This is a genomic window from Nocardia sp. NPDC051570 (genome assembly GCF_044454005.1).
Taxonomy (GTDB): domain Bacteria; phylum Actinomycetota; class Actinomycetes; order Mycobacteriales; family Mycobacteriaceae; genus Nocardia.
In genome coordinates this window covers 410,036-435,919 of record NZ_JBITDI010000007.1, presented here as the reverse complement: position 1 = coordinate 435,919, position 25,884 = coordinate 410,036, and the positions used below count along the sequence as shown (strand labels likewise).

Below are 25,884 nucleotides of genomic sequence, written 5' to 3'. Positions count from 1 at the left end.
CCCTTTCAATGCCAGAACTATTCCCCACAACGCTGGAGGAGTGGACCCGCCTAAGTACGTCTAATCGGGCGGCAAGTCGACATCGCCCCCGGGAGTAGTGCAGGACTGTAGCGGCTGTTGCCTTCCGTAATCAAGGGGATCCACCAGGTGGACATCCACGCGGTCTGAATATGCATGCATTCATGCAATGCTGGAAGACTTCGGTGGTAACCATTCAGGATGGTGCTGGGGACCCCGGGGTTTCCGCTGATGGCACCGCATAGGGCGTGGGTCGCGTCCGCGTAATCGGTGCCGTCGTAGGCGGCCAAGGCGTCGTGTACGACGATCCCGGTGAAGAACGGCAGGACCGCGAACTCGTCGACCGCTTTCCGGCCCCGCGAACGATGCAGGAAATAGGCGGTCAGCATCTTTGTGGAGGCGACATGGATTCACCACTTGTCCCCGTTGACGTTGATCGAGGTCTCATCGACATGCAGCAGATACAAACTGATCAACCGAGCGCGGATCGCAGCATCGGCGTCGGCGAGAACCTCACCGGCGGCGGCTGTCGCCGAGCTGATCCACCCCGTCGGTACCCTCGCCCCGATTACGTCGGCGATCAATTCCGCCGCCCGCGCAACCGGAACATGCTGATATACAACGAGATAGGTCGCCAACGCCCGCAGCCGTGGCCCGTAAGAGATCGGGGTGGCCACTCCCGCCAGGCGGGTGCGTCGGTGACATGCCCACACCTACATCGCCGTGAATGCGGGCAATGCTCAACGATCCGAACCGAGGTGATCTCGGGCAGGTCGCAGACCTGCCGGGCGATCACCTTCACCGTCTGCGCAGCGGCAAGATTGCCACCGCACCCACCGCACTCCGGCGGCACATGATCACGCCTGTCGTCAGGATCGCCGGCGCGTCGCCGCGTGAAACCCCTTGCGCCGGATTGCTTTCCAGGCTTACGCCGCTCGGCACGAGATGGGCAGCGCTGCAACTGATCTCCCGACGGAGGGCGAGAGGAATTCTTCGAGTTCTGCCCCAACTGCCGCTTCAACTCCACGATCTGGGCTCTCGCCTCGGCGAGCTCGGCCCGCATCTCCTCGATCAGCCGATCCCGCTCGGCCAACGCCAAGAGCAACTGCTCGACAGCCGGCATGGGCACATGCGTCAGACACCACGCAAGCTGACCAGTAGTCACGCCTCCAGTCAAGCCGCCACATCGACCAAACAGCCAGTCACACAACCTGATTGACTATCTTCAGTGAGCTGGGTCACACAGTCTTGGTGGCCGAGTTACGTGATGTTAGCGTTCAGCTTCGATTCACATAAACGGGGGGATCGTGTTCACCTCCGCGTGCAGCGATCGAGAGGGGAGCGGTGCCTTCCGTGTGCCGCTGACATGCTTTTCCCCAAGGCTGCGGCGCGGCGGATGATGCTGCGCAAACGCCCTGAACGAGTGGCTTTACAAGGGGGGCTACATGATCTTGACTGGTAGTGAGATTGAAAGAGAATGGACCAACGGACGCATTACCATCGCTCCGTTCGTACCAGAACAAGTGAATCCGAACAGCTACAACTTTCGGCTCGGCGATACTTTGCGCGTCTATCGGGACGTGTCGCTCGACGCGCGCAATCACAACGAGTTCGACGAGATTCACATTCCGGAAGAGGGCTACGTACTCGAACCGGGCAGACTGTACCTCGCACATACAATAGAAGTGCTGGGGAGTGATCACTATGCCCCGACCTTCGCTGCGCGCTCCTCGGTTGCTCGGCTGGGTATGTTTATTAATCTGTCGGCAAGCCTGGGTGACATCGGCTATAAGGGCCAGTGGACGCTCCAGCTCTACACGCTCAACCGGGTCCGGGTGTACGCCGGGATCAACATCGGCCAGATGATGTGGTGGCGGCCGCAGGGCGAGGTCGTGCTCTACGACGGCAAATACCAAGGCTCGACCGGGCCGCGTTCTAGCGACATCCACGTCGACTTCGACAAGCAGATCGCTCGGCAGCGTTTCCCCGGTCTGGGCGCGACCGCGGATGCTGGCGAGGTCGGGCCGAAGTTCGCCGCACTTGCTCAGAGCAGCCGCCAGTTCCAGGTGCCGCCTGCATTCTGCGTGCCCGCGGGGGAACTGGCCGATGCCATGACCGTCGAGCGGCGCGACGCGCTTGCCGACGCGTTCGCCGACCTGCGTGCCACCGTCGGTGCGTTCTTCACCGAGTCGGCCGCCCGCATCCACCAGCTCGGTGGTGCGGTGCGGGTGCCTGACCAGGCACGTGCGCTGCTGCGAACGCGGATGGTCGAGGTGTTCGGCGCCGCCACCGGACAGCGGTTCGCCGTGCGTTCCTCGGGTCTTGCGGAGGACACCGTGGGCAGCAGCCTGGCCGGCATCCACCACAGCGTGCTCGACGTTGAGGGGCTGGACGGGGTGGTGACCGCCATCGAGCAGTGCTGGGCCTCCTACTACCAGACGCCTGCGGTCGCGGCCCGGGTCAGGGCCGGCGATTTCGACTCCACTCCCCGGCTCGCGGTGATCGTGCAGGCGATGGTCCAGCCGCGGCTGGCGGGAGTGGCCTTCACGGGGTTGACCCCCGATGATCGTGAGCAGGTCGCGCTGGAATACGTAGAGGGCCTTGCCGACCAGCTCGTCGCTGGAATCGCCGTGCCGCGCACGGCGACCTCGGATGCTCTGTCGCAGGCCCCGGAGTCTGACCGGGCAGTACTGGCTGAGGTCGTCGCGATGGTTGGTGCCTTGCGCGAACTGCGGGAGCAGCACGTCGATGTCGAGTGGGCCGCCGACGACACCGGGGTACACCTGATCCAGGTCCGCCCGCTGACGGCGAGCGCCGACCAGCCGCGCGGCTCGGCCACGCCGGTCGCGGGGGCCTACCGCCTCTACTTTGACGACCTGCCCGCTGACGTCCACCTTGGTGAGGTTGCGGGCGTGTACGCCGGTTATATCGCGAAGCGGGCACCGGCATACCGGATGGCCGAGGCCAACGATGTCGCCACCGGCGCGGGCTGGGTGCTGCAGTTCAACGGCCGCGGCCTGCACGACGAGCGGTCCGCAGCACACCTGCGGGACACACTGGCCACCGGTGAATCCCGCGAGTGCGTACTCGACCTCGGTGACACGCTGCGCCAGATCGTACTGCCCAAACACGACGTGCTGTCCAAACTGGCCGAGGTCACGGGCGCCGCAGAGGAGGACTCGACGCTGCGCGCCGCAGTCGTACGTGACTTCATTCGGGGCGAGCTCGGCGTGATATCCCGGCGTGCCGGTGCCGGTGCCGGGTTGGTCGTGGAGTACACCCCAGAAGGGCTGATGGCGCTCAACCGGGGAACGGCGGGCGGGCACACCGTCGTGGTCTCCGATCTGAGTCAGGCGCTGGACGCGCCCGGTAACGTTACCGCCGACGACGGAGCGGCCTTGCTGCTGCCGCATCTTGCCGAGTTGGCACGGCTCACTACGGCCATGCAGAGTGAGCATGGCGAGGTCACCCTGGAGTGGGTGTACTCGGCGGGCCGACTGTACTTCGTGGACTACTCAGTCCTCGGCGCGGACGAGGTCACCATGACCACGGCCGGTGCCGTGCAGATCTCCCCTGGTACCGCACGCGGCCCCCTGCTGCGGCTGAACGAGGACGAGATGCTGCGCAGGCTCTCCATCGGACCCGCGGTGAGCATCGACCGCTCGACCGACGTCGCCGAGTACGACGGGCTCGCGCACATCCTGGAGAAGGTGGCCGCATCGACCCAACCGCCGATCATCCACGTGAGCAGGCCCTACGCCGTGCTGTCCATTCTCATTGGACAGGTGGCCGGATTCGTATTCGATCAGGGGTCGACGCTTGGCCACCTGGCCATCCTGCTGCGGGAGGCCCGGGTGCCCGCGGTGGCCACGCCGGGCGTCACCGGCAGCGGCGAAGCACTTATCAGCGACGGCACCGTTGTACTGACCGGCAACCGGGAGGATCGAGCGTGAGTACCGACACCATCGACTGGTCGTCCTGGCTGGTAGTGGGTGGCCTGCACCATCTCAACGCCACCTCGGTCCCCGGCCCGGCGGATCCGCTGGTGCTCGTGCCCCTGGCTGAACCAGTCGATCGATACTTCCCAGGCAACACCGTCGTAGTGACCTGGGATGAGCTTGGGAAGGTCGAGCTGCGTGCGCGGACAGCGGGCGGCGGGCCGGTCACGACTGCCACGGCACACGGCGGCGAACTGTTCCCGGCCATGCAACCGGGTGCCGCGCTGCGCGACCTGATCGCCGATGTGTCCACCCAGGACAGTGCGAGCGCACCGATCGTGCCGCTGTTCCACCTCAGCGTTCGCCCTGTCGAGGGCGGCCACGAGGTGCACGTGCACACCCAGATCAGGTTCCTAGCCGAAGACGCCTGCTTTATCCGAATCACCGCGCAGCCCATCATCGTCGCCGATGTCGAGGGGCTGGGCTGGCTACCGTCGGCCATCGCGTTGCACGCCGAGCAGTCGGTGTTCCTCAACAACCATCAGCGCTACTACCGCAAGTGCTTTGCTGGCAAGGAACTGGAGTACAAGTACACCCTCACGCCCCCGGCGGACATCTGGACGCTGACCACCGAGCTGTACCGGCGGCTGCGGGCGGGTGACCTGCCCGGCTACCTGATGGAGTACCGCGACGAGTTCCAGGCGTGGGACTACGCCAACCATCTGTTTCAGGTGACCGACCCAGAGCCCGACCGCGGGTACGTCTCGTTCATCCCCACGACCGACGGCAAGAACCTGGTCAAACGCAAGTGGTTCGCTCGAGACTCATTCGAGCGCAGGGAAAGCCACACTTACGGAGTGCAGCCGGCCGACGGGTTCGCCGGTTACGTCCGCGACGAGCTCGGTGTGTCGGCGACCAGACTGCCGGCGTTTCGCCGGGTGCGCTACGACGTCAACTTCGAGTCCGCCCGAACTGGCCACGTCTACGGCATCTTCTTCGACCACGTCAGCCTGTTCGACGCCCCGGATGTGGTTCTCAACCAGTGCGAGCTGGAGTACCTGCGCAGCCGAACGGCCGTCGAACCGGACGAGCAGGCCGTGCTCGATGAGCTCGCCGTGATTGCAGGTTGGTTGGAGGTGTTCCTGCGGGAGCAGGGACTCACCGACGAGCGCGGCTACTACTCCAAGATGAGCTTCCTGCTCGACGCTGTTGCCGCCCGCCCCGAGCTGGCCGAGGACATCCGATGACCCAGCCTGGGGCCTTGCTGCTCGACCTGGAAGGCACCCTGTACCAGCACGGAAGCCCGTTGCCCAGCGCGGCCGACACGGTCCGCTCACTGCGAGGGCTGGGCTGGCGGGTGCGGTTCTTGACCAACGTCGACTCGCGGCCACCGGCCGCCGTCGCGGATGAGCTGACCGGGATCGGGCTCGACGTGCCGGTTGCCGACCTGTTCACGCCGGTGTCCGCGGCGAAGGTGCTGTTCGCCGCGGACACCGGTGCCAGGGTCCTGCCGCTGGTGTCCACCGTGCTGCGCCCGGAGTTCGCCGCGCCAGACAACACGGAGGCCTACACGCACGTGCTGGTTGGCGACTGCCGTGACGTGCTGGACTACCCAGCGTTGGACCGGGCCTTCCGAGCCATCCGCGGCGGGGCGGAGCTGGTCGCTCTGCACCGCGGCCGGTACTTCAAGCGGCCTGACGGTGATCACCTCGACACCGGGGCGGTAGTCGCCGCCCTGGAGTACGCCGCGGGTGTGCGGGCGCGGGTACTCGGCAAACCCTCGGCCGATTTCTTCCAGTTGGCCGCCGCGTCACTGGGGTGCGGGCCGGCCGACTGCGTGGTGGTCGGGGATGACGCGACGACCGATATCGCGGGTGGTCGCGCCGTAGGCGCGCGCACCGTCCAGGTGCGCACCGGCAAGTACGCCGACCAGACTGCGGAAGGGCTGGCCGGGGGCGCCGACGCCACGATCGACTCGATCGCCGACCTGCCCGCGCTGCTGGCTGGTGATGCGCTATGACCGTCTATTGGGTGGTTTGGGACGCCGCAGCACACTGGATCGTCGACCGGCTCGACCGGCAGGGCATGCTCCCCGCCGTACGCAGGTTGCGTGGTGGCGGTGTGCGCGCCGCAGCCATGCCACCTGCCCCTAACTGCCAGACGCCGCCCTCGCTTGCCACCCTATTCACCGGCGCCTGGTCGCAGGAACACGAGGTCACCGGGTTCACCGTGCCGGACCTCGACAGCCTCACAGGCCACCGATCAGGGTTCGCACCCGGCTTCCCCGCCCGCCTGCCGGTATGGCGGACGCTCACCGAGCACGGAATGCGCAGCGCCTTCGTGCACGCTCCATGGGTGTTTGGTGAAGATGGTGCTGTCGGTTCCGGTGTGGACGGTGCGATCGAGGCCTACAGCAACAGGTTGGCTCGCCATGATGTGCTGCCCCTTGGCGAGCCGGGCCGCCTGCGATGGGGAGTCGGCCCCTACGAGGTACTGGTGGACATCTCAGCGCACGATGTACGGCTGTACATCGGCGACATCGAGCACGAGCTGACCGTCGAGCGCGGCTGGGTGCCCGTCGAGCTACCCGGTGGTGCCGGGTTCTGGGTCCGCCACCTGGCGACTGCACAGGGCCGTGCCCTCGTGCGTACTGGGGCGTGGGCCGCACGGACCGGCGGTACCGACAGCCGCTTGGTGCAGGCACTAGCCAGGACACCGGTGTTCGCGGGCGAAGGGGTGGGCCCGCTCTACCGGACGGGGCTGTTCGGCCCTCGGCTGGTCGAGGGCGGCGACGGCACGGCCGAGGAGATCTTCCTGTCCTCAGTGGACTGTGTGGTGCAGTCCTTCGGTGCGGCGACCGACGCGGTGCTCTCGTGCCACGATGCCGACCTCGTCGTCATCTACCTGCCGTGGACCGATGACGTCGGGCACGAACTTGCCGGCTGGTGCGACGAGCAGAGTGCGGCCTACCGTCCGGATATCGCCGAGCAGGCCTGGACACATCTGAGCAGTTGCTACCGCCAGGCCGACGCCGTGCTCGGCATGGTGCTCGACCGGGCGGGCGAGACGGACACTGTCCTGCTCTGTGCCGACCACGGCATGGTGGGCAGCAGCCACCTCGTACACATCAATGAGCAGCTTGTCCTTGCCGGGCTGGCGGCACGCACACCATCCGGGGCGCTGGACCCGCAGAGGTCCCAGGTGGTCTATCACCCGGCCAACAACGGCTCGCTTCGCGTCAACCACGAACTCCTGCCCGGTGGCGTGGTACCTGCCGAGCGCGTCGGTGACACCATGCGTGACGCTATGGCCGCCCTGCGGGAGATCACCGCGCCGGAGGGCACTCGGGTGGTGACCGGTTTCCTCGACGCGCACGCCCAGCCGGTGACCGAGCAGAACGCGGGTGCACTCACCTACGTCGTGCTCGCCGACAACTACCAGCCCAGTGCAGACTGCGACGGCGGTGCGGTAGTCCGCCCGCTAGCCAAGAGCGGCGCGCACGTAGTCAACACCGGCGACCCCCGGTTGCACGCTGCCTTCGCCGCCGCGGGACCGGGCATCCCAGCTGATCTAGACCTCGGCGTTGTCGAGAACACCCTCGGGGCTCAGCTTGTCTTGCACCAGCTCGGAGCGGGCGAACGTCCCACCCTCGCCGCGCCTTCCCTCAAGTCGAACGGAGGACGACCACGATGGGCGACGCACTAAGCCGCCTGCTGAACGTTGCACCCGAGGAGCTGGTCGCCACCCGGCATCGCGCGGTCCACACCTTCCTCACCAGCCGCGGGCTGGGTGCGGCCGCCCTGGCGGAGTTGATGCGCGAGCGCGTCGGCGCTGGTGAACTGCTACTCACCAGCTCGCCGGTGCAGGGCTTGGCCAACGCCACCAGCGATCTGGACTTCATTCGGATCCAGCAGGACTCCATTGACGGTCCGCGGATCTCCACGAAGATTTTCGAGCAGGGGCACCACCTCGAGGTCGTGTCGTTCTCGGCCACTGAGCTCGAGCGCAACCTCGATGAGCTCGCGGTCCTGGCCAGCAGGCCGCCCGCTGCGGTGGTTGCCGGTTTCCGCGGGTGGGACAAACGATTCGAGCCGCGCCGCAAACAGACCGAGCGGATAGTCAACGGAATCACCCTTGATGGGACAGCGCCCTACCTCGAGCACCTGCCCGCACTAGCACTGGTGTGGTCGCGCGCTGCTCTGCAGAACGCAGTCGAGCAGACAGTCCACCTGTGCCTTGCCGAAGCGGCCGGCGAGCTGCGGGGCCGGGTCGGCTACGCGTACAACGTGCTGCTGCACCTGATGGACGCTGTGCTGTCGCTGCACGGTGAGGTCTACACCACCCGCAAGTGGTATCTGCTGCGCTGGACCAGGTTCACCCCGGGTGATGGCTGGCACGACGACGCCTACCGCAGCGCGGCGCGGACGCTCGAGCGGTTGCGCATCGGGCTGCGGGCTGCCGTCGCTGCGGGCGCCGAGCTGCGCCTTGCCGAGGACTACGTGGCGCTGACCACCGAAGTGGCTGCCGTCACTGGTGCGGCTGGCCGGATCACTGTGCAGCCGCAGTTGCCGGTCGACGCACACGTGCACTCGTTCCTGCCTGGGGCAGGGGTCCTTGTGTGTGGGGACACCGCCCTGCCCGTGCCGGACGGGACGGTGCTGCCCACCGGCGAAATCTCCTTGACCGACCTGACCACGATCGACCAGGCCACGGCGAGCATCCTGCTGCGCGCACTACGTGCCGGGATCGCCACGGTCGCTGTGGCTTACCACGAGGGGGACAACCGATGAGCGCTCAGAAGGGCACTCGCGGTGCCTCGGTGGCGGTCTACCCGGCGCTGCGCGCCGGCCACGGCAGGGCGACCGCCCCCGCTGTCGAGATCTGGCTGCAAGTGGCCTGGCTGATGCTCGCCGAGGGCCGCGCGTACATCGAGGACTTGGAGGGCGGCACCAGTCAGCCCCATATGCAGCAGGCCGCCAAGCTGCGGATGCTCGAGCAGTTGGTGGACATCGACAACCGGCTCGCCGGCCGGTCACCGGTCGCCGACGCGCATTGTCTCGCGCTCGCGTTGGAGTACGGGATGCAAGACCTGATGGACGCCTCCGGCGTCGAGCTCGCCGAGATCTTCGGGCTCGATGAAGACTTCGGCGGCCCCGCCTGCCAGGTCGAGGACATCATCGTGCTGTGGGAACGACTGCTCGCCGGGTTCCCCGGCGAGCTACCCGACCGGCTCATCGCGCAAGGCCAGCGCGACATGCTGCGCACTCTGCAGGACTGGGCCCGGCTGGCGCGGGCGACAGGACTGAACGTCGGCCTCTTGACGCCCTTTATGAAGGACGCATGAACATGGCAACACAGGAGGAGTCCCCCATGCCGTCGGTCACCGCACAGATCGTGGCCGCCCAGATCACGCCCGCCCGGCTGTGGGACGTGCTCACCGACAGTGCACGCTTTCCCCACGTCATCGACCACGTGCTTGACGTGTCCGGCACACCGGACGGTCACGAGAACTGGACCGTCCTGCTCAACGGCAGCAAGGTGAGCTGGGTGCAGCGCACCACGCTGCACTCCCAGCAGCAGCTGGCCTTTGAACAAGTCACCGGCGACCTCGCCGAGCTGCACGGCACGTGGGACCTACTTCCCACCGATGGCAATACGACGCTGCGCTTGCGGATCGAGTTCCACCTGGGTATCGACGGGCTCGCCCCACTGCTCAACCCGATCTGGGTGCAGTCCTTTCAGGCATACGCAGACGCCATGGTGCGCGCGGTCGCAGGCGCGGCATAAGCCCCACGTAGGCAGCGACCGAACCAACGATCAGATACGGATTTCGCGTGATCCAACACCTCAACTTTCTCAATACAACCGTGCGGTTTGACGTGGCAGCCGACGCGCTTCCCGCGTTCACGCCGGTCCAGCATTTCTTCCGCCACCTCCTGCACGACGACCCTGCCGGCGAGCCCACGTTCCGGATCGAGATACGCGCCTACTACCCGGACATCGACGTCGAGCCCGCGGTGTGGTCCGCCGAGCAACAGGTCATCCGGCGCAGCAACGCCGCCGAGTTCAACTTCGACGCGCACGTGGTCGACGAGGGCGACCGCAGGCGCTACATCAACCGGGCGACCCTGCTGGATACCCCCCGCGACGCGCGCCAGGACAACCGGTTCGAGCTGGCGATCACCGGGGCGTCCACGGTTCAGGTCCTCGACCTCGTGCGGGACCTGGTGATCCGCAACGAAGAGTCTCTGGGCACCGTGGTGCTGCACGCCTCGGGTGTGTGCGACGATGACGGCAACGCGCTCGCCATTGCCGGCCCGAAGGGAGCAGGCAAGACCACCACACTGTTATCGGCGCTGCGCCAACCCGGCTGGTCCTACTTCACCGGCGACAAGCTGTTCTGCCAACTGGTCGAAGGCGGCGTCGAGGTGTATCCCTGGCGCGACTACCCCTACGTCGGGGTCGGCACGATCCTGGCCGACGACAAGCTCGCCACGCTGGTCCGTGACAGCGCCGACCCACAGGTCGACCACCGACCACCAACCGACAAGATCCTGCTCGACCCCGACACCTTCGAGTCGTGGCTAGGCAGCGAGTTCTCCGCGGCACCCAAGCGCCTGGCCGCCTTCCTCCTGCCAGAGGTCAGGCCGGGCGAACCCCTGCGCACCTGGCGACTCACCGACACCAACGAGCGGTGGGCCCAGCTCAACAAGATCATCGACAAGCAGGCGGACACCACGTTCTTCACCTGGCAGTCCTACCTCGTCCCGGACTACGCGAACTTCTACGCCACGCTCTCGCGGCTGCCCGGCCACATTGCCGGCACCCCGATGATCCGGCTGCGCGGCACCTTGGACGTCGACCCGTCCGCGCTGCTTGAAGGCGGTGCCTGATGAGTAAGACGTTACGGGTCGCGGTAATCGGCCTGGCCGGATGCGGGAAGTCGACCTGCGCGTCGCTGATCGAGGAGTTCGCGGCGGCGCGCGGCCTGCGCTACGGCCGAGTCAAGCTCGCACAGCCACTGTATGAACTGCAGTCCCAGGTGTATCGCGTGGCCCGGGTGCCAATCGCCGATGGCGCGCAGGACCAGATCCTGATGGAGGCGTTGGCCACCGCGCTGCGCCGGATCCGGCCCGAGTCGCTCGCCGAGGACTTCCTCGACCGGCTCGACCGGACTGACGCCGACATCGTGGTCAACGATGACCTGCGGGATCCGTACATCGACGCTGTCGCGCTGCGTGCCCGCAGCTTCCGAGTGATCAGGGTGACCGCAGACCAGGACGTGCGCGCCACCCGGCTGGCCGGACGTGGCGACCCGACCCGAACCGACGGCTCGACCGCGCAACTTGACCTAATCGAGCCGGACGTGGTGATCGACAACAGTGCAGAGCTGGACGCCTACCGCCGCACCGTTCATGACCTACTGGGGAGCTGGCTGTGATTCTCACCGGACCTGACATCCACCGCGAAGTGCTCGCTGGCCGGATCCGCATCGACGACTTTGACACCACTCGGCTTGAACCCAACAGCTACGGCTTCCGGCTCGCCTCGGACATCCTCTACTACGACCAGGACATCATCGACTGCCGCACCCCGGCGAGCACCCACCGCGTCGTCATGGGCGAGGACGGCATGGTGCTGGAACCCGGCCGGTTCTACCTCGGCGGCACGATGGAGACCATGGGCAGTCCCTACCACGCGGCCACTCTCTACGCCTGCCGGTCGGTGTCCACCCTCGGGATTTGGATCCAGTTCTCAGCCCCACTCGGCCACAGCGGCGCGCTCTTCCCGTGGACGCTGGAGATCACGGTCGCCGCACCGGTCCGGGTGTATCCCGGCATGGTCATCGGCAAGCTCGCGTTCTGGTCGATGCAGGGCGAACCCACGCCCTACGCCGGAAAGTACGTCGGATCCGCTTCCGCGGTGGCCTCGCGGCTGAGCCTCGACGCCCGACCGGAACCGCTGGACCATCAGCTGGTCGGGAGCTGACGACCTCGTGCAAGATATCGACCTCTTCCGGATGTTCGCTGGGCTGGGACTACTGCTGGTAAGCGCGCATCTGGTCGGCCGGTTGTTCAGCCGCCTGCGCCAGCCCGTGGTGATCGGCGAGATCGTGGGCGGCCTGCTGCTGGGCCCGACCGTGCTGGGGGCGGCAGCCCCCGGCGTCACCGGCTGGCTGTTCCCACCGGGGGGACCGGCAGGGGCCGCGACCGGCGTGGTGTATCAGTTCGGGCTCCTGCTGCTGATGTTCCTGGCCGGCACGCAGATGCGCACCATGCTTGACGTGCGTGAGCTCCGTCCAGTCGTGGTCATCTCGGTGACAGGGATCGTCATCCCCTTCCTGCTCGGTCTGGGATTCGCGTGGGTGACCAATCCCGCGTCGATCATCGGGCGCGCGGACAGCCAGCCCGCGCTTACCTTGGTGATCGCCATCGCGATCGCCGTCACCAGCATCCCGGTGATCTCTCGGATCATGCTGGACCTGGGGATACTGCAGACCAGCTTCGCCCGGATCGTGCTGGCGGTCGCCGTGCTGGAGGACGTCGTTCTCAATGTGGTGATCGCGATAGCGCTGGGCCTGGCCCAACATGGCAAACCGGTGGTGTTCGGCCTGCAGGCACTGCTCGGCATCGACGGCCAGGCCGGGGCGATTGCCTATCACGCCGTCACTCCCGTGTTGTTCTTCGTGCTCGCATTCCTCTGCACGCGCTGGCTTCGCGGCCCCTCGGGCCGTCCGCTCGTGCAAGGCATGGCGCAAGGCATGGCCCTCCTGTTGGGTATGTCGGCGCTGTGTGTGTTCCTGGGCGTCGTGCCGATCTTCGGGGCGTTCGTGGTCGGGCTGTCGTCCGCGCCGACCGAGGATGGCACCGAGAGACCGCCGGTCGCAGCGATCCGGAAGTTCGCGACCGCGTTTTTCATCCCGATCTACTTCGCGGTGATCGGGCTCAAGCTGGACCTGGTCCACCACCTCGATGCGCTGTTCACACTGTGCTTCATCGGGTTCGCTTGCGTGATCAAGGCGGCCAGCGTGTACATGGGCGCACGCATCGCAGGTAGTCCGCCGCCGCGCTCGGCAGCCCTCGCCGCAGCGCTGAACGCAAGAGGGGGGCCTGGCATCGTGCTCGCGGGTATCGCGCTGGACGCAGGGATCGTCAACGCGACGTTTTTCACCACGTTGTTGCTTACCGCGGTGGTCACCTCGCTGCTGGCCGGCTCATGGCTGGAAGCCGCTGTCACACGCAGCGTGCTCCCCCGAGACGAGACCACCGTGCCGGTGCCGGCCCGAGGAAAGGATAGCTGATGGTCACCAACCCCACCGTCGCGATCGTGGACGCGTACTCCACCGCACGCTACTTCGCCCCGCTGCTAGCGGATCGCGGATACCGGTGCGTGCATGTGCAGAGCACCCCGAAGGTCCCGACGGTATACGCGCCGTCCTTCCACGGTGAGGACTTCGCCGCGCACGTGGTGCACACGGGTTCGCATGCAGAGACTGTCTCAGCGGTGGCCGCGTACACACCCGTCGCCTTGTTCGCCGGCATCGAGAGCGGAGTCGAACTGGCCGACGAGCTCAGCCACCGGCTCGGGCTGCGCTCCAACGGCACCCAGCACAGCAGCGCGCGCCGTAACAAGTTCCAGATGGTCGAGACGGTGAAGGCCGCAGGTATCCCAGGTACAGCACAGGTCCTGGCCGCCGACCAGGACACCCTCCTCGCCTGGTACGCCGAATTCGGCGCGAGTCGGGTGGTGATCAAGCCCGTGAGCAGCGCGGGCAATGACGGAGTGTTCTTCTGCGAGTCCGAGGCCGACGTACTCAACGCCTTCGGCAAGCTCGTCGACACCGACAGCGCGCTGGACCTGCGCAACAACGCCGTACTCGCGCAGGAGTACCTGCTGGGTGTCGAGTACTACGTGAACACGGTGAGTCTCGAGGGCACGCACTACGTTTGCGACATCCACTCCACCCGGCACCTCAACGTCAATGGGGTGCGCGACCTGCTTGGCGGCTCACACCTACTGCCCCGCAGAGGAAGCGAACAGGACCAACTCGTCGCCTACACATTCCGGGTTCTCGACGCCCTAGGGGTGCGCAATGGACCCGCGCACACCGAACTCAAGCTCACCGAGCATGGACCGCGGCTGGTAGAGACCGGGGCGCGTATCTGTGGGGCGGACCTGCCAGTGCTGGTGGACGCCGCAATCGGGGAGAGCCAGCTGGAGTGGACCTTAGACGCCTATATACAGCTGGACCGGTTCGCCGAACGATGCGGGCAGGACTACCGGATCCAACGGCACGCGGTGTGCGTCAACATGATTTCACCGCGTTCGGGCACCCTCACCAGATATCCGACTTTGCCCGAACTTCAGGCGTTGGAGAGCTACCACGACGTGCTGATGCGGGTGCGCCCCGGCGACCCGATCACGCAGACTACCAACGACTTCTCCTACCCGATGCTGGTCCACCTACTCAACGAATCGCCCGCAGCTCTGCTCCGGGACTACGCGACCGCCCGCTACCTGGACGGCGACGGGTTCTATGACATCGCCTGAGCTTGGGAGGAATGCTGTGTTCGTCCTCGCGCATCTGAGCGACCTGCACCTGGATGGCAGCATCCGCAACGCCAGCCGGGCGGAGCGCGCCCTGCGGCATCTCGCTGATCTCCCACGGGCAGCGGACGCGGTGCTGATCACCGGCGACATCACCGAGGCAGGTGATCCACAGGACTACCTCGATGCCAACAGTGCCGTGACGAAGTTGCGCGAGCGCAGTCCGGTGTTGTTCTGTCCCGGCAACCACGACGCTCGTGGGCCCTTCGCCCGTGAGCTACTTGGACTGGCCACTCCTACCGACGGCCCAGTCAATCAGACCCACACCGTCGCTGGTGTCAGCTTCGTCCTCGCCGATTCCACAGTGCCCGGCAAGTCCGAGGGCAGGTTCGGCGAGCAGACCCTTGACTGGCTCGACGAAACCCTCACCGCCGCCGCAGACCAGCCAGTGTTCCTCGCCATGCACCATCCGCCAGTCCCACTAGGCATCCCGTACATGGACCGGATCCGCCTGCAGGACGCCGACGCCTTCGCGACGGTGCTCGCCCTCCACCAGAATGTGGCCGCCATCCTCTGCGGCCACGCGCATACCGCAGCAGCTGCCGACTTCCATGGCGTCCCTGTCCGGGTGGCTCCCGGCGTCAAGTCAACCGCGATGATGCCGTGGGAGCAGCCGGAGGGAAAAGTAACGAATCTCGATCTCCCCATCGCCCTGGCCTATCATCTCTACACCGACACCACCCTCACCACCCACTACCGTTCGCTGTAGGGCGGACGGACGACAGTCCGGGCCGCAGCCTTGTCACTGGTTCGCGGCGGTCGGAGATCTGGTGGTCGGGTGATTCGGCTCGAGCGTAGCGGTGCACTATCTTACGGTCGAGATTCAATTTGTGTGGCAGGTGCCTGCGGTCGGCGACCTGGATCGCGTTGGGTGCGCCGCAGCGGCCCAGTGGACCTGCTCGACGACCGCACCTCGGACCACCTGGCTGGCCGCACACCCCGAAATCGTGGTCATGTGCCGCGACCGCGGCGGGCATTCTTTGCATCGGCCACGCGACTGTGCACGAGGTGGGAACGGGATCCCTTGTTTCAACTCGGACGAGCCAACGGTCCGCCTGAATCCGCCGCATCGTCGCATACAAACCGGGGGTCGTACGACCGGACGTTCGAGGGTGTCGAGTATCTGGGTTTCGCGCTGTGCTCGTGGTGTCGGGTTGTGGTCATTTGATGGCGGCGATGATGCGGCTGCGCCCGTATTGCCAGATCTGTCCGACGTCGCGGAATCCGGCGTCGCGTAGCAGGTTCAGGTGTAGGTCGTAGCGTGGTTCGTGGTTGTCGGGACGGTTCCAGGTTCGGGTGCCGCGCTCGGCTACCGCGTGGGCCAGTTCGGGGTCGGCCTCGATACTGTCCACCAGGAGGTCCAGTCATCGACGTTGTGGTGGCTGGCGCGTTCGATTTTCCGTGGGTGGTGATCGCGCGGTCGAGGTGGTCGATACCGGGGCTGGCGGCAATCATGTCGTCGCCGTTGAGGAGCAGGCCGTCGGGTCGCATCAGCGCGGCGGCTTGGGCGTAGACCTGTGCGAGACTGTCGGGGCGCAGCCAATGCAGGGCGGTGGTGCTGACGATCGCGTACGCGGCGTCGGCCAGGGCGAGCAGCACGGGATCGGCGTCCACGCCGATGATCCGGGTACGAGGCAATCGCTCACGGACGCGGGCGCTCAATGAACCGGGGCCGCAGGCCAGGTCGATCACGACCGGGTCCGGTTGATCGACGCAGGATGCAATCGCGTCCGTGATCACCGTGAACACACCGGTGCACGGCAGCTGCGATTTGCCCGGTGGAATCTGTCGTTCTGGAAACGCTCACCGATCTGACGCCATGGTTACCGATCTCGCTCCGCGCCTTACCAACCGACTCGCCCAGGCTACGAGTGCCATATTCTGTGTATCCTTCACCTTCGACATCGACCTCACCAATCTGCCTGATGTCTTACCCAGTTCCGCTGCGTTGCAAGACCCTCCACCAGATCGCCTGCGAAAAGCGTCTGGCGAATAAGGATTTGCGTGCGAAAGTAGTTGGCATGGCTACGTAACGGGTCGTTGGTGGGCGCCCCCGGTCGGCAGACCGATCTCTCCCCTCCGTATTCAGATCGGTACACCGCCCGTAGGGCCACCACGAAGGAGTCGCCAGCAAATGCCACCGAGTGTTCGACATTTCGCTGTCGAGGTTCCATGTGATCCCGAGGGCATAGACCGACGGGCATGGCTGCTCTGCTTCGGCGACGCTGCCGGAGCGCGACTCGGACACTAGGATCATCGAGGGCCGGTGACGTGGCAACCAGCATCGCCGCGCTTCGCCTGAAGAACGCTGCTGGACGGTTGTTTTGGATGTTTCGAGAACGAACGAGGGGTGTTGTACGCCGGTGGACACGGACTCAGCCGTCACGGCATCGGGAGCTGGCCCGAGGGAGGTCCTTGCCGAGTCCTTCGGTCAGTTGTATGCGGCGGCCGGTGAGCCGCCTCTGGCGCGAATTACCGCTGAGGTCTCGAATATTCAGCGTCGTAGATATCACGGTACGGTCCCCCTCAAAGTCACGGTTCCCCGGATCAGTGAGTGGCGCAATGGTCGTCGAGTTCCCGCTCGATTCGATGGTTTCCAGCTGGTTCTGGAGGTGCTCATAAGGACCGCGCGCGAGAGAGGAACCACGCCACCGCGGCCCGGAATGTACGACATCCAGTGGTGGCGCACACTCTGGGAGCAGGCCCGCTCCAATGCTTCGTCGGCCGAAGACAACGGTGCATCTGTTGATGCTGCCGTGGCGACGCATTCGGTGTGCCCTTATCTGGGCCTGGCGCCCTATGAAATCGACGACAGCGACAGGTTTTTCGGCCGGGACAAACACATTGCCGAACTGGTCGCCGCCACGGTGAACGCCGTGCGCCAAGTGACTGATAACGCAATTGTCAGCTTGATCGCACCCTCGGGCGCGGGTAAATCCTCCTTGCTGCGTGCCGGCTTGATCCCTGCGACGCAGCGCGGCGCCCTGCGGCTCGGGCCCGACGAAACATGGTCGACGGTGTTGGTGGTGCCGGGAAGAAACCCGCTCCGGGCGCTGGAAAAGCAACTCATCGATGTCACCGGCCGAGTACTGATCGTCGTCGATCAACTCGAGGAGATCTTCACGCTCTGCACGGACGAGGATGAGCGCGCCGCATTCATCGCCCGGTTGGCGGCCCTGTCGGCTCCGACGCCTGGCGAGAACACCGCGAGATGTGCTGTGGTGGTGGGCATCCGGGCCGACTTCTATTCGCATTGCCTCGGATATCCCGAACTCGCGGATTCGGTCCAGCGCCGGGCCATGGTTCTGCGACCGATGAATCTCGGTGAGCTTCGTGAGGTCATCCTGTCGCCCGCACGGTCGGTGGGTTTGCGGCTGGAGCCAGCGCTGGTCGATGTCATCCTGCACGACTTCGGTGTCGTCGCCGGGAGGAAGCTGTCGTCTGCGGCGCCCGCCTCCATGCCGCTGCTGTCCCACGTCCTGGCCGCGACGTGGCGTCAGCGAGAGAACGGCGTGCGGCTCACCGTGAAGGGGTACCGGGCCGCCGGTGGCACCTCCGGAGCGGTGACGGTCACGGGTGAGCAGGCGTGGGCGCGGCTCGACGACACCGGCAAGCGAGTGGCGGAAGACCTTCTGCTGAGGTTGGTGCGCATCGGCGACGACGCCGCCGACACTCGTCGCAGGGTCGCCATCGATGAGTTGGTCGCTCACTCCAGCGACGAAGCGGCGGCTCGAGCGGCGGTGGAGGTGTTCGCCGAAGCACGCCTTGTGACGGTCGACGCGGAAATGGTCGAGTTCACCCATGAGGCCGTGATCACCTGCTGGGACCGATTACGGAAACTGATCGATGCTGATCGTTCGGGAAATATCGTCCGTCAGCGTCTCGAGGAGACCGCCAAGGAGTGGGACGCCGCCGGGCGCGATCGACACCTGTTGTATTCGGGTCACCGCCTGGGACAGGCCCTGGAGTGGAGCAGTTCGATCGGCTCCCGGCAGAATCTGGCGGGATTGGGGCGAGAGTTCCTGACCGCTTCGGACCGGCAACGCCGACGGCTGGCTCGAATCAAGGCGGCCGCCGTCGCCGCGCTGGTGATTCTGATGGTTATCGCGACGACTTCGGCGACCTACGCGATTCGGCAGGCCCAGGTCTCGGCACAGCAGCGCGACAACGCGGTATTCACCTCGCTGCTGGCGCAGATCGACGGCGTCCGGGCCACCGACCCGACCCTGGCGGCACAGCTGATCCTGGTCGCCAATCGCCTGCGTCCGGGAGATCCGGAGGTTTATTCACGACTGCTGGCCAGCCAAAACTATCCGATGGCCGCATCTCTGCCCGGACACACCAGTTCCGTCTTCATGATTGCCCACAGTCCGACCGGGGGAGTACTCGCCTCCGCGAGCAATGACAGCACCGTGCGGTTGTGGGATACCACTGATCCCGATCACCTACGTCTGCTGGGTGCTCCATTGCCGATGCCGCCGGGGTGGGTCAGTTCCGTGGCCTTCTCGAAGGACGGCAGATTCTTGGCCACCGGCGGCGAGAGCGGCTCGGTCTCCCTGTGGGATGTGTCCGGCACTGGTAGACCACGGCTGGTGAGCGAACCGTTCGATGCGGGCTGTGGTTCGATCTTCACCATCGCGTTCCACCCTCGTGTGCCGGTCATGGCGTTCGCCTGTCATGACGCGACTATTCGTCTGTGGAACGTCAGCGCCCATCCGACGCTCGCTCGCACCATCTCCGGCCCTCGAAACGCGGTGCGTACCCTCGGGTTCAGCCCGAATGGTCACCTCTTGGCAGCGGGCGGCAACGACACCACGGTCAGCCTGTGGGATGTGACCGACCCTACCGCGCCCGCTCCGCTCGGGACACCGTTGGCCGGATTCACCGACATCAGCCACTCGGTCGCGTTCAGCCCGGACAGTCGCCTCTTAGCCGTAGGAAGCGACGACCACTCCGTAAGACTCTGGGACGTAACGACTCCCACCGCGCCGGTTGCGCTCGGTGCACCTCTGACCGACCACACCGGTCCGGTCTGGTCGGTGGCGTTCAATCCGGATGGCAGCCAGCTGGCGGTCGGGAGTTGGGACGGAACGATCAGCATCTGGAGCCTGGCCAACCCCGCGGCACCGGTTCCGGTCACCGAAGCGCTGGCCGACAACAGCGGCGTCAACAGCGTCTCCTTCGATCCGGTTCGAGGCACGCTGGCCTCCGGCAATCGAGATGGGATAGTGCGGCTTTGGTCACTCTCCAAAGCCCGCATCGGAGGCCAATATTCGGGAATCGCGATGACGGCGATCAGCACGGACGGATCGCATCTCGCTCTGAAATCTCGCGAAGCCGGTGTGGTGAAATGGGACTCGCACGATGGCGCGACCGCATGGAAGCGTAGTCGATACGCGATTCCGGGAAACAGTCCGATCCTCACCATGGCCGTCAATTCGCACGGATCCATCCTGGCGGAAGCCGCATCCGGCAGTGGCAGCATCATCGTCTGGGACCTCTCCGGCGAGACACAGCCCAGTAAACCCCGTGCCATCCTGCCGAACAGCACCAGATACGGCACCAGTTTGGCGTTCGACAACAGCGGGCTGCACCTGGTCGCGGGCGCGACCGACCAGTCGATGACCATCTGGGACCTGAGCAATCTGGACCGTCCGGCCCCCCTCGGTCGGGTGGTCGTCGACACCATCGCCGGGATCAATGCGGCGGTTTTCGGTACCGACGACCGGGTATTAGCCGTCGGTACCGCCGATGGGCGAGTGTGGCTGTGGGACGTCAGTGACCCCACACAACCTCGGAGACTGGCCGATCCACTGGTGGCCGGCTCCGCGGTGAGTACACTCGCACTGGGCGGGCGGGGCCGCATGCTTGCCGTCGGCACTCGGGACGGCACGATTCAACTCTTCGATGTCACCGATGCGGCTCATCCGTGGCGGACATCTTCGCTGGCCTCAACAGGAGCTCCGTCGGAAATCGCCTCTGTCGCAATCGGTCCGGATGGCCGGACCTTGGCGGTGGCAAGCAACAATGCCGGAATCCAGCTGTGGGACGTCACCAACCCCTCCGCCAGCAGTCCGATAGGAGAATCCATCGCGCCGCCGCAACCGACACGGTGGAATCTGCAATTTACACCCGACGGCCACATGCTGCATGCGGTGGCCCAGAACGGATCCGTCTATTCCTGGGATTTGGACGCCCAGACGACGGTATCAAGTATCTGCGCCGCGACCCGGACCACCCTGACCCGGCAATGGTGGGAGCATCACCTTCCGTCGGTGCCTTTTCGGTCGAATGTGTGCTAATGATCTCTTGCTCGGGGATGGCTGTCTCGGATGATTCCCACCCTATAGTCCTGTGACATGGCGACTGAAACTGATTGGTACCGGGAGCTTCTCGACATCGAACAGGAACTGCTGTCCCGCGTCCCGGAATCCGCGCCGCAGCCGAGCCTCGATCGAGTCCGGGCGCTCGCCGATCTGATGGGCGGTACCCACCGGGCCTATCCCGTCATCCACCTGACCGGGACGAATGGAAAGACCTCCACCAGCCGAATCATCGAGGCGATCCTTCGTGCCCACGGGTTGACGACGGGGACGTTCACGAGCCCACATCTGCAGTCGCTGGTCGAACGCGTCAGCATCGACGGCCGACCGCTGTCCGCGGAGCGTTTCGTGCGCACCTACCGAAAGGTGAAACCCTTCATCGACGAGGTCGATCGAACGCAATCGCTCACGATGTCGTATTTCGAGGCGTTCATCGGCGTGGTGTTCGCCGCGCTCGCCGAGGCGCGCATCGATGTGGGCGTTATCGAAGTAGGACTGGGCGGAGCATGGGATGCGACGAATATCGTGGATTCGGCCGTCGCGGTGATCACCCCGATCGACCTGGATCATCAGAAATTCCTGGGTTCCACCACCGCCGAGATAGCCCGGGAGAAGGCCGGAATCATCAAGCCCGGCAGCGCCGCCGTGATTGCCCGGCAGACCAACGAGGTGCGACCCGTCCTGACCGCGCGGGTGACCGAGGTCGGCGCAACGGCCTGGTGGGAGGGCGAGGACTTCGCGGTCATAGCCCGCACCCCCACTGATTTCGGTCAGGTCCTCGATCTGAAAATGCCCTCCGGCACCATCTTTCGGGATTTGGAGCTGCCCTTGCACGGCGCGCACCAAGCCCAGAACGCCGCCGTCGCCTTGGCCGCCGCCGAAGCCTTCCTCGGGCCGAACCGCGCCCTCGATCCCGAACACGTGACCGCCGGGATCGCCGCCGCCACCTCACCCGGCCGGTTGGAGGTCGTCGGCTCGCACCCGCTGACGGTGATCGATGCCGCGCACAATCCAGCCGGGGCACACACCACGGCGCGCGCGCTCGGCGAGGCATTTCCCGGGATCCGCTTCGTCGGTGTCGTCTCCATCCTGGGTGATAAGGACGCTGCCGGAATCCTGCGTGAACTGGAGCCGGTGCTGGACACAGTCATCGTTACCGCCAACACCAGCCCGCGCGCGCTGCCCGCCGCTCGGCTCGCTGCCATCGCCTCGGACGTCTTCGGTCCCGAGCGCGTCCGTACCGAAGCCACGGTGGAGAGCGCGATCGCTGCTGCGCGGCAAGGAGTTTCCGCACCCAGCGGCGGTGTTCTGATCACCGGGTCGATCGTGACGGCCGGCGAAGCCAGGACGCTATTGTCCTGATGATCAGAACGGATAGGTGGCGGGACTGCGGCGCATCGTGATCCACCGGGTTTCGGTGAAGGCCTCGAGATTCGCCGCGATGCCGCCGAACCGGCTACCGGTGCCCGACGCGCCGAACCCGCCGAACGGAGCGACCGACTCACCACTGACGGTCTGGTCGTTGATGTGCACCATCCCGGTGGGGATCGACTCGGCGATCGCGAGACCCCGAGCGGCATCGGCGGTGACGATACCGAGGCTGAGGCCGTAGTCATCGCCGGCCGCGAGCCGCACCGCATCGTCCACGGTGCCGAACGACAGCACAGGCGCGACCGGGCCGAAGACCTCCCGCGCGTAGGCGGGCATCGTTTCCACGATGTGGGTGAGCACGGTCGGTCGGTAGAACAGCTCGCGATAGCTGCCGCCCGCAACCAGTTTCGCGCCCGCATCGACGGTGGACATCACGAGCCGGTGGATCTTGTCGCGTTGGCCGGCATCGATGACCGGTCCGAGGGCGACTCGTTCGGTGGCCGGGTCACCGACCGGGAGGGCGTCGGCCTTGGCGGCCAGCCGCTCGACATACTCGTCGACGAGGCTCTCGTGCACCAGATGACGGCCGGTCGCCATGCAGATCTGGCCCGAGTGCAGGAACGACCCCCACGCGCCCAGGCCGACGGCCGCGTCGAGATCGGCATCGTCCAGAACGATCAGTGCCGAATTGCCACCGAGTTCCAGGTGCGCTCGCTTGAGATGACGGGCGGCCAATTCACCGACCCGGCGACCGGCGGCCGTCGACCCGGTGAACGAGATGACGGGCACCCGTGGATCGGTCACCAGCGCCTCGCCGATATCGACGGCACCCGGCAGCACATGCAGCAGACCCTCGGGAAGCCCCGCCTCCTCGAAGATTCGGGCCAGCGCCACACCGCCGCACACCGCCGTGCGCGGATCGGGCTTGAGGATCACGGCATTGCCCAGAGCGAGGGCCGGGGCGACCGAGCGGATCGCCAGCGTAAGCGGGAAGTTGAACGGCGCGATCACCCCCACCAGCCCGACCGGCACCCGGCGGGTCATCGACAGCCGGTCGTACTCGGTGGGCAGGACCTGCCCCGGCGGCGTCGACGCCAGCGCGGCCGCCTCGAAACACTCCTGCGCCGCCGCATTGGTCTCCACCGCCGCCTTGCCGGGAACCGACCCCGCCTCGCGGATCAGCCAGTGCTCCACATCGGCCGCGTGCTGCTGGAACAGGTCCCCTGCTCGACGCAGAACCGCGGCACGTTCGTTGAAAGGCTGTGCGGCCCAGGCACGCTGGCTCGATACCGCCGACCGGGCGGCGGTATCAATGTCCTGGACACCGGCTGCGCCGATCCGGCCGATCTCGCTTCCAGTGGCCGGTTCGATCACCGGCGCCGTCACGGTGGCGTCGCGCCACCCATTGCCGAATACCTTGCCTGTCCAGATCGTCGGATCGAGCAGGTCTGTGCGTGCGGGCATGATGCCGATCTTTGCAGATGGAAGTTGATCGAGGTGAATGAACAGCAGTGGTGACGTTCAGGGGTGGCGAATGACCGCTCCAGGATATGTGTGAATTGCGGGCGCGGCAGCATTGCGCTCTGCCCGTCTTCGATGTCCGCGTATTCGTAGGCCGAATCGCCTGCATTCCCGGTCGGGAATCGCTTCAGCGGAATCCGTTGCGGCCCAGGCGCGAAGGGGATGCGCCTGGGCCGAACAGTCTGACGGTTTACCTATCAGATTATTGGATCGTACGCTTCCGCAACGATTTCCGGGGTTTGAGGTCTCGAGTCCACGGCCAGCCGGATGCGACCCAAGTCCTCCGCGTCACGAGGCCCTGGGCGTGATGCCCAGGGAGATCGGCGCCTCCGAGGCGTGCTCCGATACCCGAGGTGAAACGACGTCGTAGGTAATCAAGCCGTGACCCGACCGGACATGTTGTCAGCGGAAGGCGCTGCGATAGGCGCGGGGGCCGCGCTGCAGTTGCCCAGATTGAACAGATCTCGATAGAGTTGTTCAAATGCGCGAGGCGGTGGACCAGTTGGGTCGATCGGTATCCCCTGCTCTCCTGAGGGCTACCGCTGCGACGTTGCAGCGGTTGGGGCCCAAGCAGTTCAACCTCACCGCGGTCGCCGAGGCGGCCGGTGTGTCACGTGGCACCGTCCACAACGCATTGGGCAACCGGGACGCCGCGATCAAAACCGCGCTGGACTATGTGGCGTCGGTGTTCATCGAGATGATGGCCGGTGAGGTGCGTCGGCACGCGACACTCGCCGATCAGGCCGCCGCCGCGGCGGTGCTGATCTGTTCTCATCGGCAACGCTCGGGCGCGATCGCTCCGGGTGGTCTCAGCGAATCGGTACTGCTGTTGCTGCTGCGCAATAGCGGTGACGACCTGATGAAACGATCCATCGAGCTGTGGAAACCGCTGGTGCGCGCTGCCCAGGAGCGCGGTGAGGTCCGCGCGGGCGTGGAACCGGCCGGAGCCGCCGAATGGATCGTGCGGATGCTGCTCAGCTTCGAATTGTTGCCGCCCATGCGAGTGAATCTGGACAATCCCCGCGCGGTCCGCCGATTCGTCTCGGAATACATCGTCGCGGGTCTCGTGGACAATCCAACGACTTCGCCCCGCTGAGCGTATTCCTGCTCAGCGGGGCGGAAATGAGATAACCGTTCAGCCTTCTGCGCCGCAGAGCTTCTCGGACAGCTCCCACAGCGCTGCCGCACGGGCCTCGTCGAGCGCGTACGGCGCCGCGTCGTCGCGGATACGGCAGTTCGCGAGATATACCGAACCGACATCGGCGAGTTCGGGGCTCACGGCCGCCCACACCTGGGTCGCGGCTCCCTGATCGGGCATCGCGATCTTCGGACCGGTGGTCTTGGGACGGGTGTCGGTCTGCGGGGCGGTGCGCTTGGCGCGACGGGGCAGATACTCGCGCAGTGTGGTCACGTCCTCGGCGGTCATGTGCCGGGCGAGCGATGTCGCGACCATCCCGGGATGCACCGCATACGCCCGCACGCCGCGGTCACGCAGCCGCCGATCCAGCTCGACCATGTGCAGAATGTTGGCTGTCTTCGCGGCACCATAGGCGAGGAACTTGTCGTATTCGCGCTCGTGCCAGTTGATGTCGCCCAGATCGACGTCGCTGATGTAGTGGCCGTCGGAGGACAGGATGACGATCCGGGCACCGGCGGCGAGCTGAGGGATAAGCAGTCGAGTGAGTTCGAAATGGCCGAGATGGTTTGTGCCGACCTGGATCTCGAAGCCGTCGGCGGTCTTGCTGAACGGCGTGAACATCACCCCGGCGTTGTTCATCAGCACGTGGATCCGCGGGGTGATGTCGCCGATCGTGGCCGCCGCTCGCCGCACACTCGCCAGTGACGTCAAATCCAATGCGACCGTGGTGATCCGCGCGCCGGGTACCTCCGTGCCGATCCACTCCTGTGTCGCGACCAGGGCCCCGGCATCGCGGGCGGCCAGCACGACATGGGCCCCCGCGGCGGCCAGCGCCCGCGCCGATTCTCGCCCCAGACCGGATGACGCGCCGGTGATTACACATGTCTTACCGTTGAGGTCGACACCGTCGACGACCTCCATGGCGGTGTCGAGGGTCATCCACGCCCACCGTTCGCGCGAGTGCCCG

21 protein-coding genes and 1 pseudogene are annotated in these 25,884 nt (G+C 65.9%); 17 read left to right on the top strand and 5 right to left on the bottom strand.

All coding sequences use genetic code 11. The annotated features are described in order from the left end of the window. Positions 1 to 50 precede the first annotated feature (50 nt). Positions 51 to 695 (bottom strand): annotated as a pseudogene (locus ACIA76_RS20730) (transposase). Continuing rightward, positions 599 to 1,081 carry a DUF6444 domain-containing protein gene (locus ACIA76_RS20725; RefSeq protein ID WP_397153502.1) on the bottom strand — a complete coding sequence of 161 codons (483 nt, stop codon included), beginning with the start codon at positions 1,079 to 1,081 and terminating at the stop codon, positions 599 to 601. The pseudogene ACIA76_RS20730 and the gene ACIA76_RS20725 overlap by 97 nt, the downstream one beginning before the upstream one ends. 382 nt (positions 1,082 to 1,463) lie before the next feature. Here ACIA76_RS20725 and ACIA76_RS20720 point away from each other — a divergent pair, with 382 nt between their 5' ends. The 13 genes from ACIA76_RS20720 to ACIA76_RS20660 are packed head-to-tail and all read left to right on the top strand — an operon-like array spanning position 1,464 to position 15,273. After that, complete coding sequence (locus tag ACIA76_RS20720; RefSeq protein ID WP_397153459.1) at positions 1,464 to 3,971, top strand: dCTP deaminase domain-containing protein; 2,508 nt, start codon at positions 1,464 to 1,466, stop codon at positions 3,969 to 3,971. Further along, on the top strand, positions 3,968 to 5,203 hold the full coding sequence (locus ACIA76_RS20715) for a hypothetical protein (RefSeq protein WP_397153458.1): 1,236 nt from the start codon (positions 3,968 to 3,970) through the stop codon (positions 5,201 to 5,203). Before ACIA76_RS20720 ends, ACIA76_RS20715 begins: the two co-directional genes overlap by 4 nt. Continuing rightward, positions 5,200 to 5,976: an HAD-IIA family hydrolase gene (locus ACIA76_RS20710; protein WP_397153457.1), complete on the top strand. Its 777-nt coding sequence runs from the start codon at positions 5,200 to 5,202 to the stop codon at positions 5,974 to 5,976. The genes ACIA76_RS20715 and ACIA76_RS20710 overlap by 4 nt, the downstream gene beginning before the upstream one ends. Then, entirely contained in the window at positions 5,973 to 7,661 is a 1,689-nt protein-coding gene (locus ACIA76_RS20705) for an alkaline phosphatase family protein (RefSeq protein WP_397153456.1), read from the top strand. Before ACIA76_RS20710 ends, ACIA76_RS20705 begins: the two co-directional genes overlap by 4 nt. Further along, positions 7,646 to 8,746: a DUF6001 family protein gene (locus ACIA76_RS20700; RefSeq protein ID WP_397153455.1), complete on the top strand. Its 1,101-nt coding sequence runs from the start codon at positions 7,646 to 7,648 to the stop codon at positions 8,744 to 8,746. The genes ACIA76_RS20705 and ACIA76_RS20700 overlap by 16 nt, the downstream gene beginning before the upstream one ends. Beyond that, positions 8,743 to 9,300, top strand: coding sequence for a DUF6031 family protein (locus tag ACIA76_RS20695; protein WP_397153454.1), 558 nt, complete (start codon positions 8,743 to 8,745; stop codon positions 9,298 to 9,300). Before ACIA76_RS20700 ends, ACIA76_RS20695 begins: the two co-directional genes overlap by 4 nt. Positions 9,301 to 9,302: 2 nt before the next feature. Next, positions 9,303 to 9,743: a type II toxin-antitoxin system RatA family toxin gene (locus ACIA76_RS20690; RefSeq protein ID WP_397153453.1), complete on the top strand. Its 441-nt coding sequence runs from the start codon at positions 9,303 to 9,305 to the stop codon at positions 9,741 to 9,743. A gap of 47 nt (positions 9,744 to 9,790) precedes the next feature. Continuing rightward, positions 9,791 to 10,849 carry a hypothetical protein gene (locus ACIA76_RS20685; protein ID WP_397153452.1) on the top strand — a complete coding sequence of 353 codons (1,059 nt, stop codon included), beginning with the start codon at positions 9,791 to 9,793 and terminating at the stop codon, positions 10,847 to 10,849. Next, positions 10,849 to 11,397, top strand: a complete 549-nt coding sequence (locus ACIA76_RS20680; RefSeq protein ID WP_397153451.1) for a hypothetical protein — start codon at positions 10,849 to 10,851, stop codon at positions 11,395 to 11,397. The genes ACIA76_RS20685 and ACIA76_RS20680 overlap by 1 nt, the downstream gene beginning before the upstream one ends. Further along, complete coding sequence (locus ACIA76_RS20675) at positions 11,394 to 11,945, top strand: dCTP deaminase domain-containing protein (protein ID WP_397153450.1); 552 nt, start codon at positions 11,394 to 11,396, stop codon at positions 11,943 to 11,945. Before ACIA76_RS20680 ends, ACIA76_RS20675 begins: the two co-directional genes overlap by 4 nt. 7 nt (positions 11,946 to 11,952) lie before the next feature. Beyond that, positions 11,953 to 13,257 carry a cation:proton antiporter gene (locus ACIA76_RS20670; protein ID WP_397153449.1) on the top strand — a complete coding sequence of 435 codons (1,305 nt, stop codon included), beginning with the start codon at positions 11,953 to 11,955 and terminating at the stop codon, positions 13,255 to 13,257. Beyond that, complete coding sequence (locus tag ACIA76_RS20665; protein WP_397153448.1) at positions 13,257 to 14,507, top strand: ATP-grasp domain-containing protein; 1,251 nt, start codon at positions 13,257 to 13,259, stop codon at positions 14,505 to 14,507. The genes ACIA76_RS20670 and ACIA76_RS20665 overlap by 1 nt, the downstream gene beginning before the upstream one ends. Before the next feature lie 16 nt (positions 14,508 to 14,523). After that, positions 14,524 to 15,273, top strand: coding sequence for a metallophosphoesterase (locus ACIA76_RS20660; protein ID WP_397153447.1), 750 nt, complete (start codon positions 14,524 to 14,526; stop codon positions 15,271 to 15,273). Between the two features lie 451 nt (positions 15,274 to 15,724). On the opposite strand, the gene ACIA76_RS20655 is transcribed toward ACIA76_RS20660, so the two are convergent. Continuing rightward, entirely contained in the window at positions 15,725 to 15,916 is a 192-nt protein-coding gene (locus ACIA76_RS20655; RefSeq protein WP_397153446.1) for a hypothetical protein, read from the bottom strand. Positions 15,917 to 15,965: 49 nt separating this feature from the next. Here ACIA76_RS20655 and ACIA76_RS20650 point away from each other — a divergent pair, with 49 nt between their 5' ends. The 3 genes from ACIA76_RS20650 to ACIA76_RS20640 all read left to right on the top strand — a co-directional run bounded on the left by ACIA76_RS20650 (position 15,966) and on the right by ACIA76_RS20640 (position 22,249). Then, the gene (locus tag ACIA76_RS20650; protein WP_397153445.1) at positions 15,966 to 16,229 is read left to right on the top strand and encodes a hypothetical protein; all 264 of its coding nucleotides are present in this window, start codon (positions 15,966 to 15,968) and stop codon (positions 16,227 to 16,229) included. A gap of 1,091 nt (positions 16,230 to 17,320) precedes the next feature. Next, positions 17,321 to 20,866, top strand: coding sequence for a hypothetical protein (locus ACIA76_RS20645; RefSeq protein WP_397153444.1), 3,546 nt, complete (start codon positions 17,321 to 17,323; stop codon positions 20,864 to 20,866). Positions 20,867 to 20,923: 57 nt separating this feature from the next. Then, positions 20,924 to 22,249, top strand: a complete 1,326-nt coding sequence (locus ACIA76_RS20640; RefSeq protein ID WP_397153443.1) for a bifunctional folylpolyglutamate synthase/dihydrofolate synthase — start codon at positions 20,924 to 20,926, stop codon at positions 22,247 to 22,249. A 3-nt stretch (positions 22,250 to 22,252) separates the two neighbouring features. On the opposite strand, the gene ACIA76_RS20635 is transcribed toward ACIA76_RS20640, so the two are convergent. Then, positions 22,253 to 23,722, bottom strand: coding sequence for a benzaldehyde dehydrogenase (locus ACIA76_RS20635; protein WP_397153442.1), 1,470 nt, complete (start codon positions 23,720 to 23,722; stop codon positions 22,253 to 22,255). 538 nt (positions 23,723 to 24,260) lie between these two features. On the opposite strand from ACIA76_RS20635, the gene ACIA76_RS20630 reads away from it, so the two are divergent. Then, the gene (locus tag ACIA76_RS20630) at positions 24,261 to 24,875 is read left to right on the top strand and encodes a TetR/AcrR family transcriptional regulator (protein WP_397153441.1); all 615 of its coding nucleotides are present in this window, start codon (positions 24,261 to 24,263) and stop codon (positions 24,873 to 24,875) included. Between the two features lie 39 nt (positions 24,876 to 24,914). On the opposite strand, the gene ACIA76_RS20625 is transcribed toward ACIA76_RS20630, so the two are convergent. After that, positions 24,915 to 25,856: an SDR family NAD(P)-dependent oxidoreductase gene (locus tag ACIA76_RS20625; protein WP_397153440.1), complete on the bottom strand. Its 942-nt coding sequence runs from the start codon at positions 25,854 to 25,856 to the stop codon at positions 24,915 to 24,917. Positions 25,857 to 25,884 lie beyond the last annotated feature (28 nt).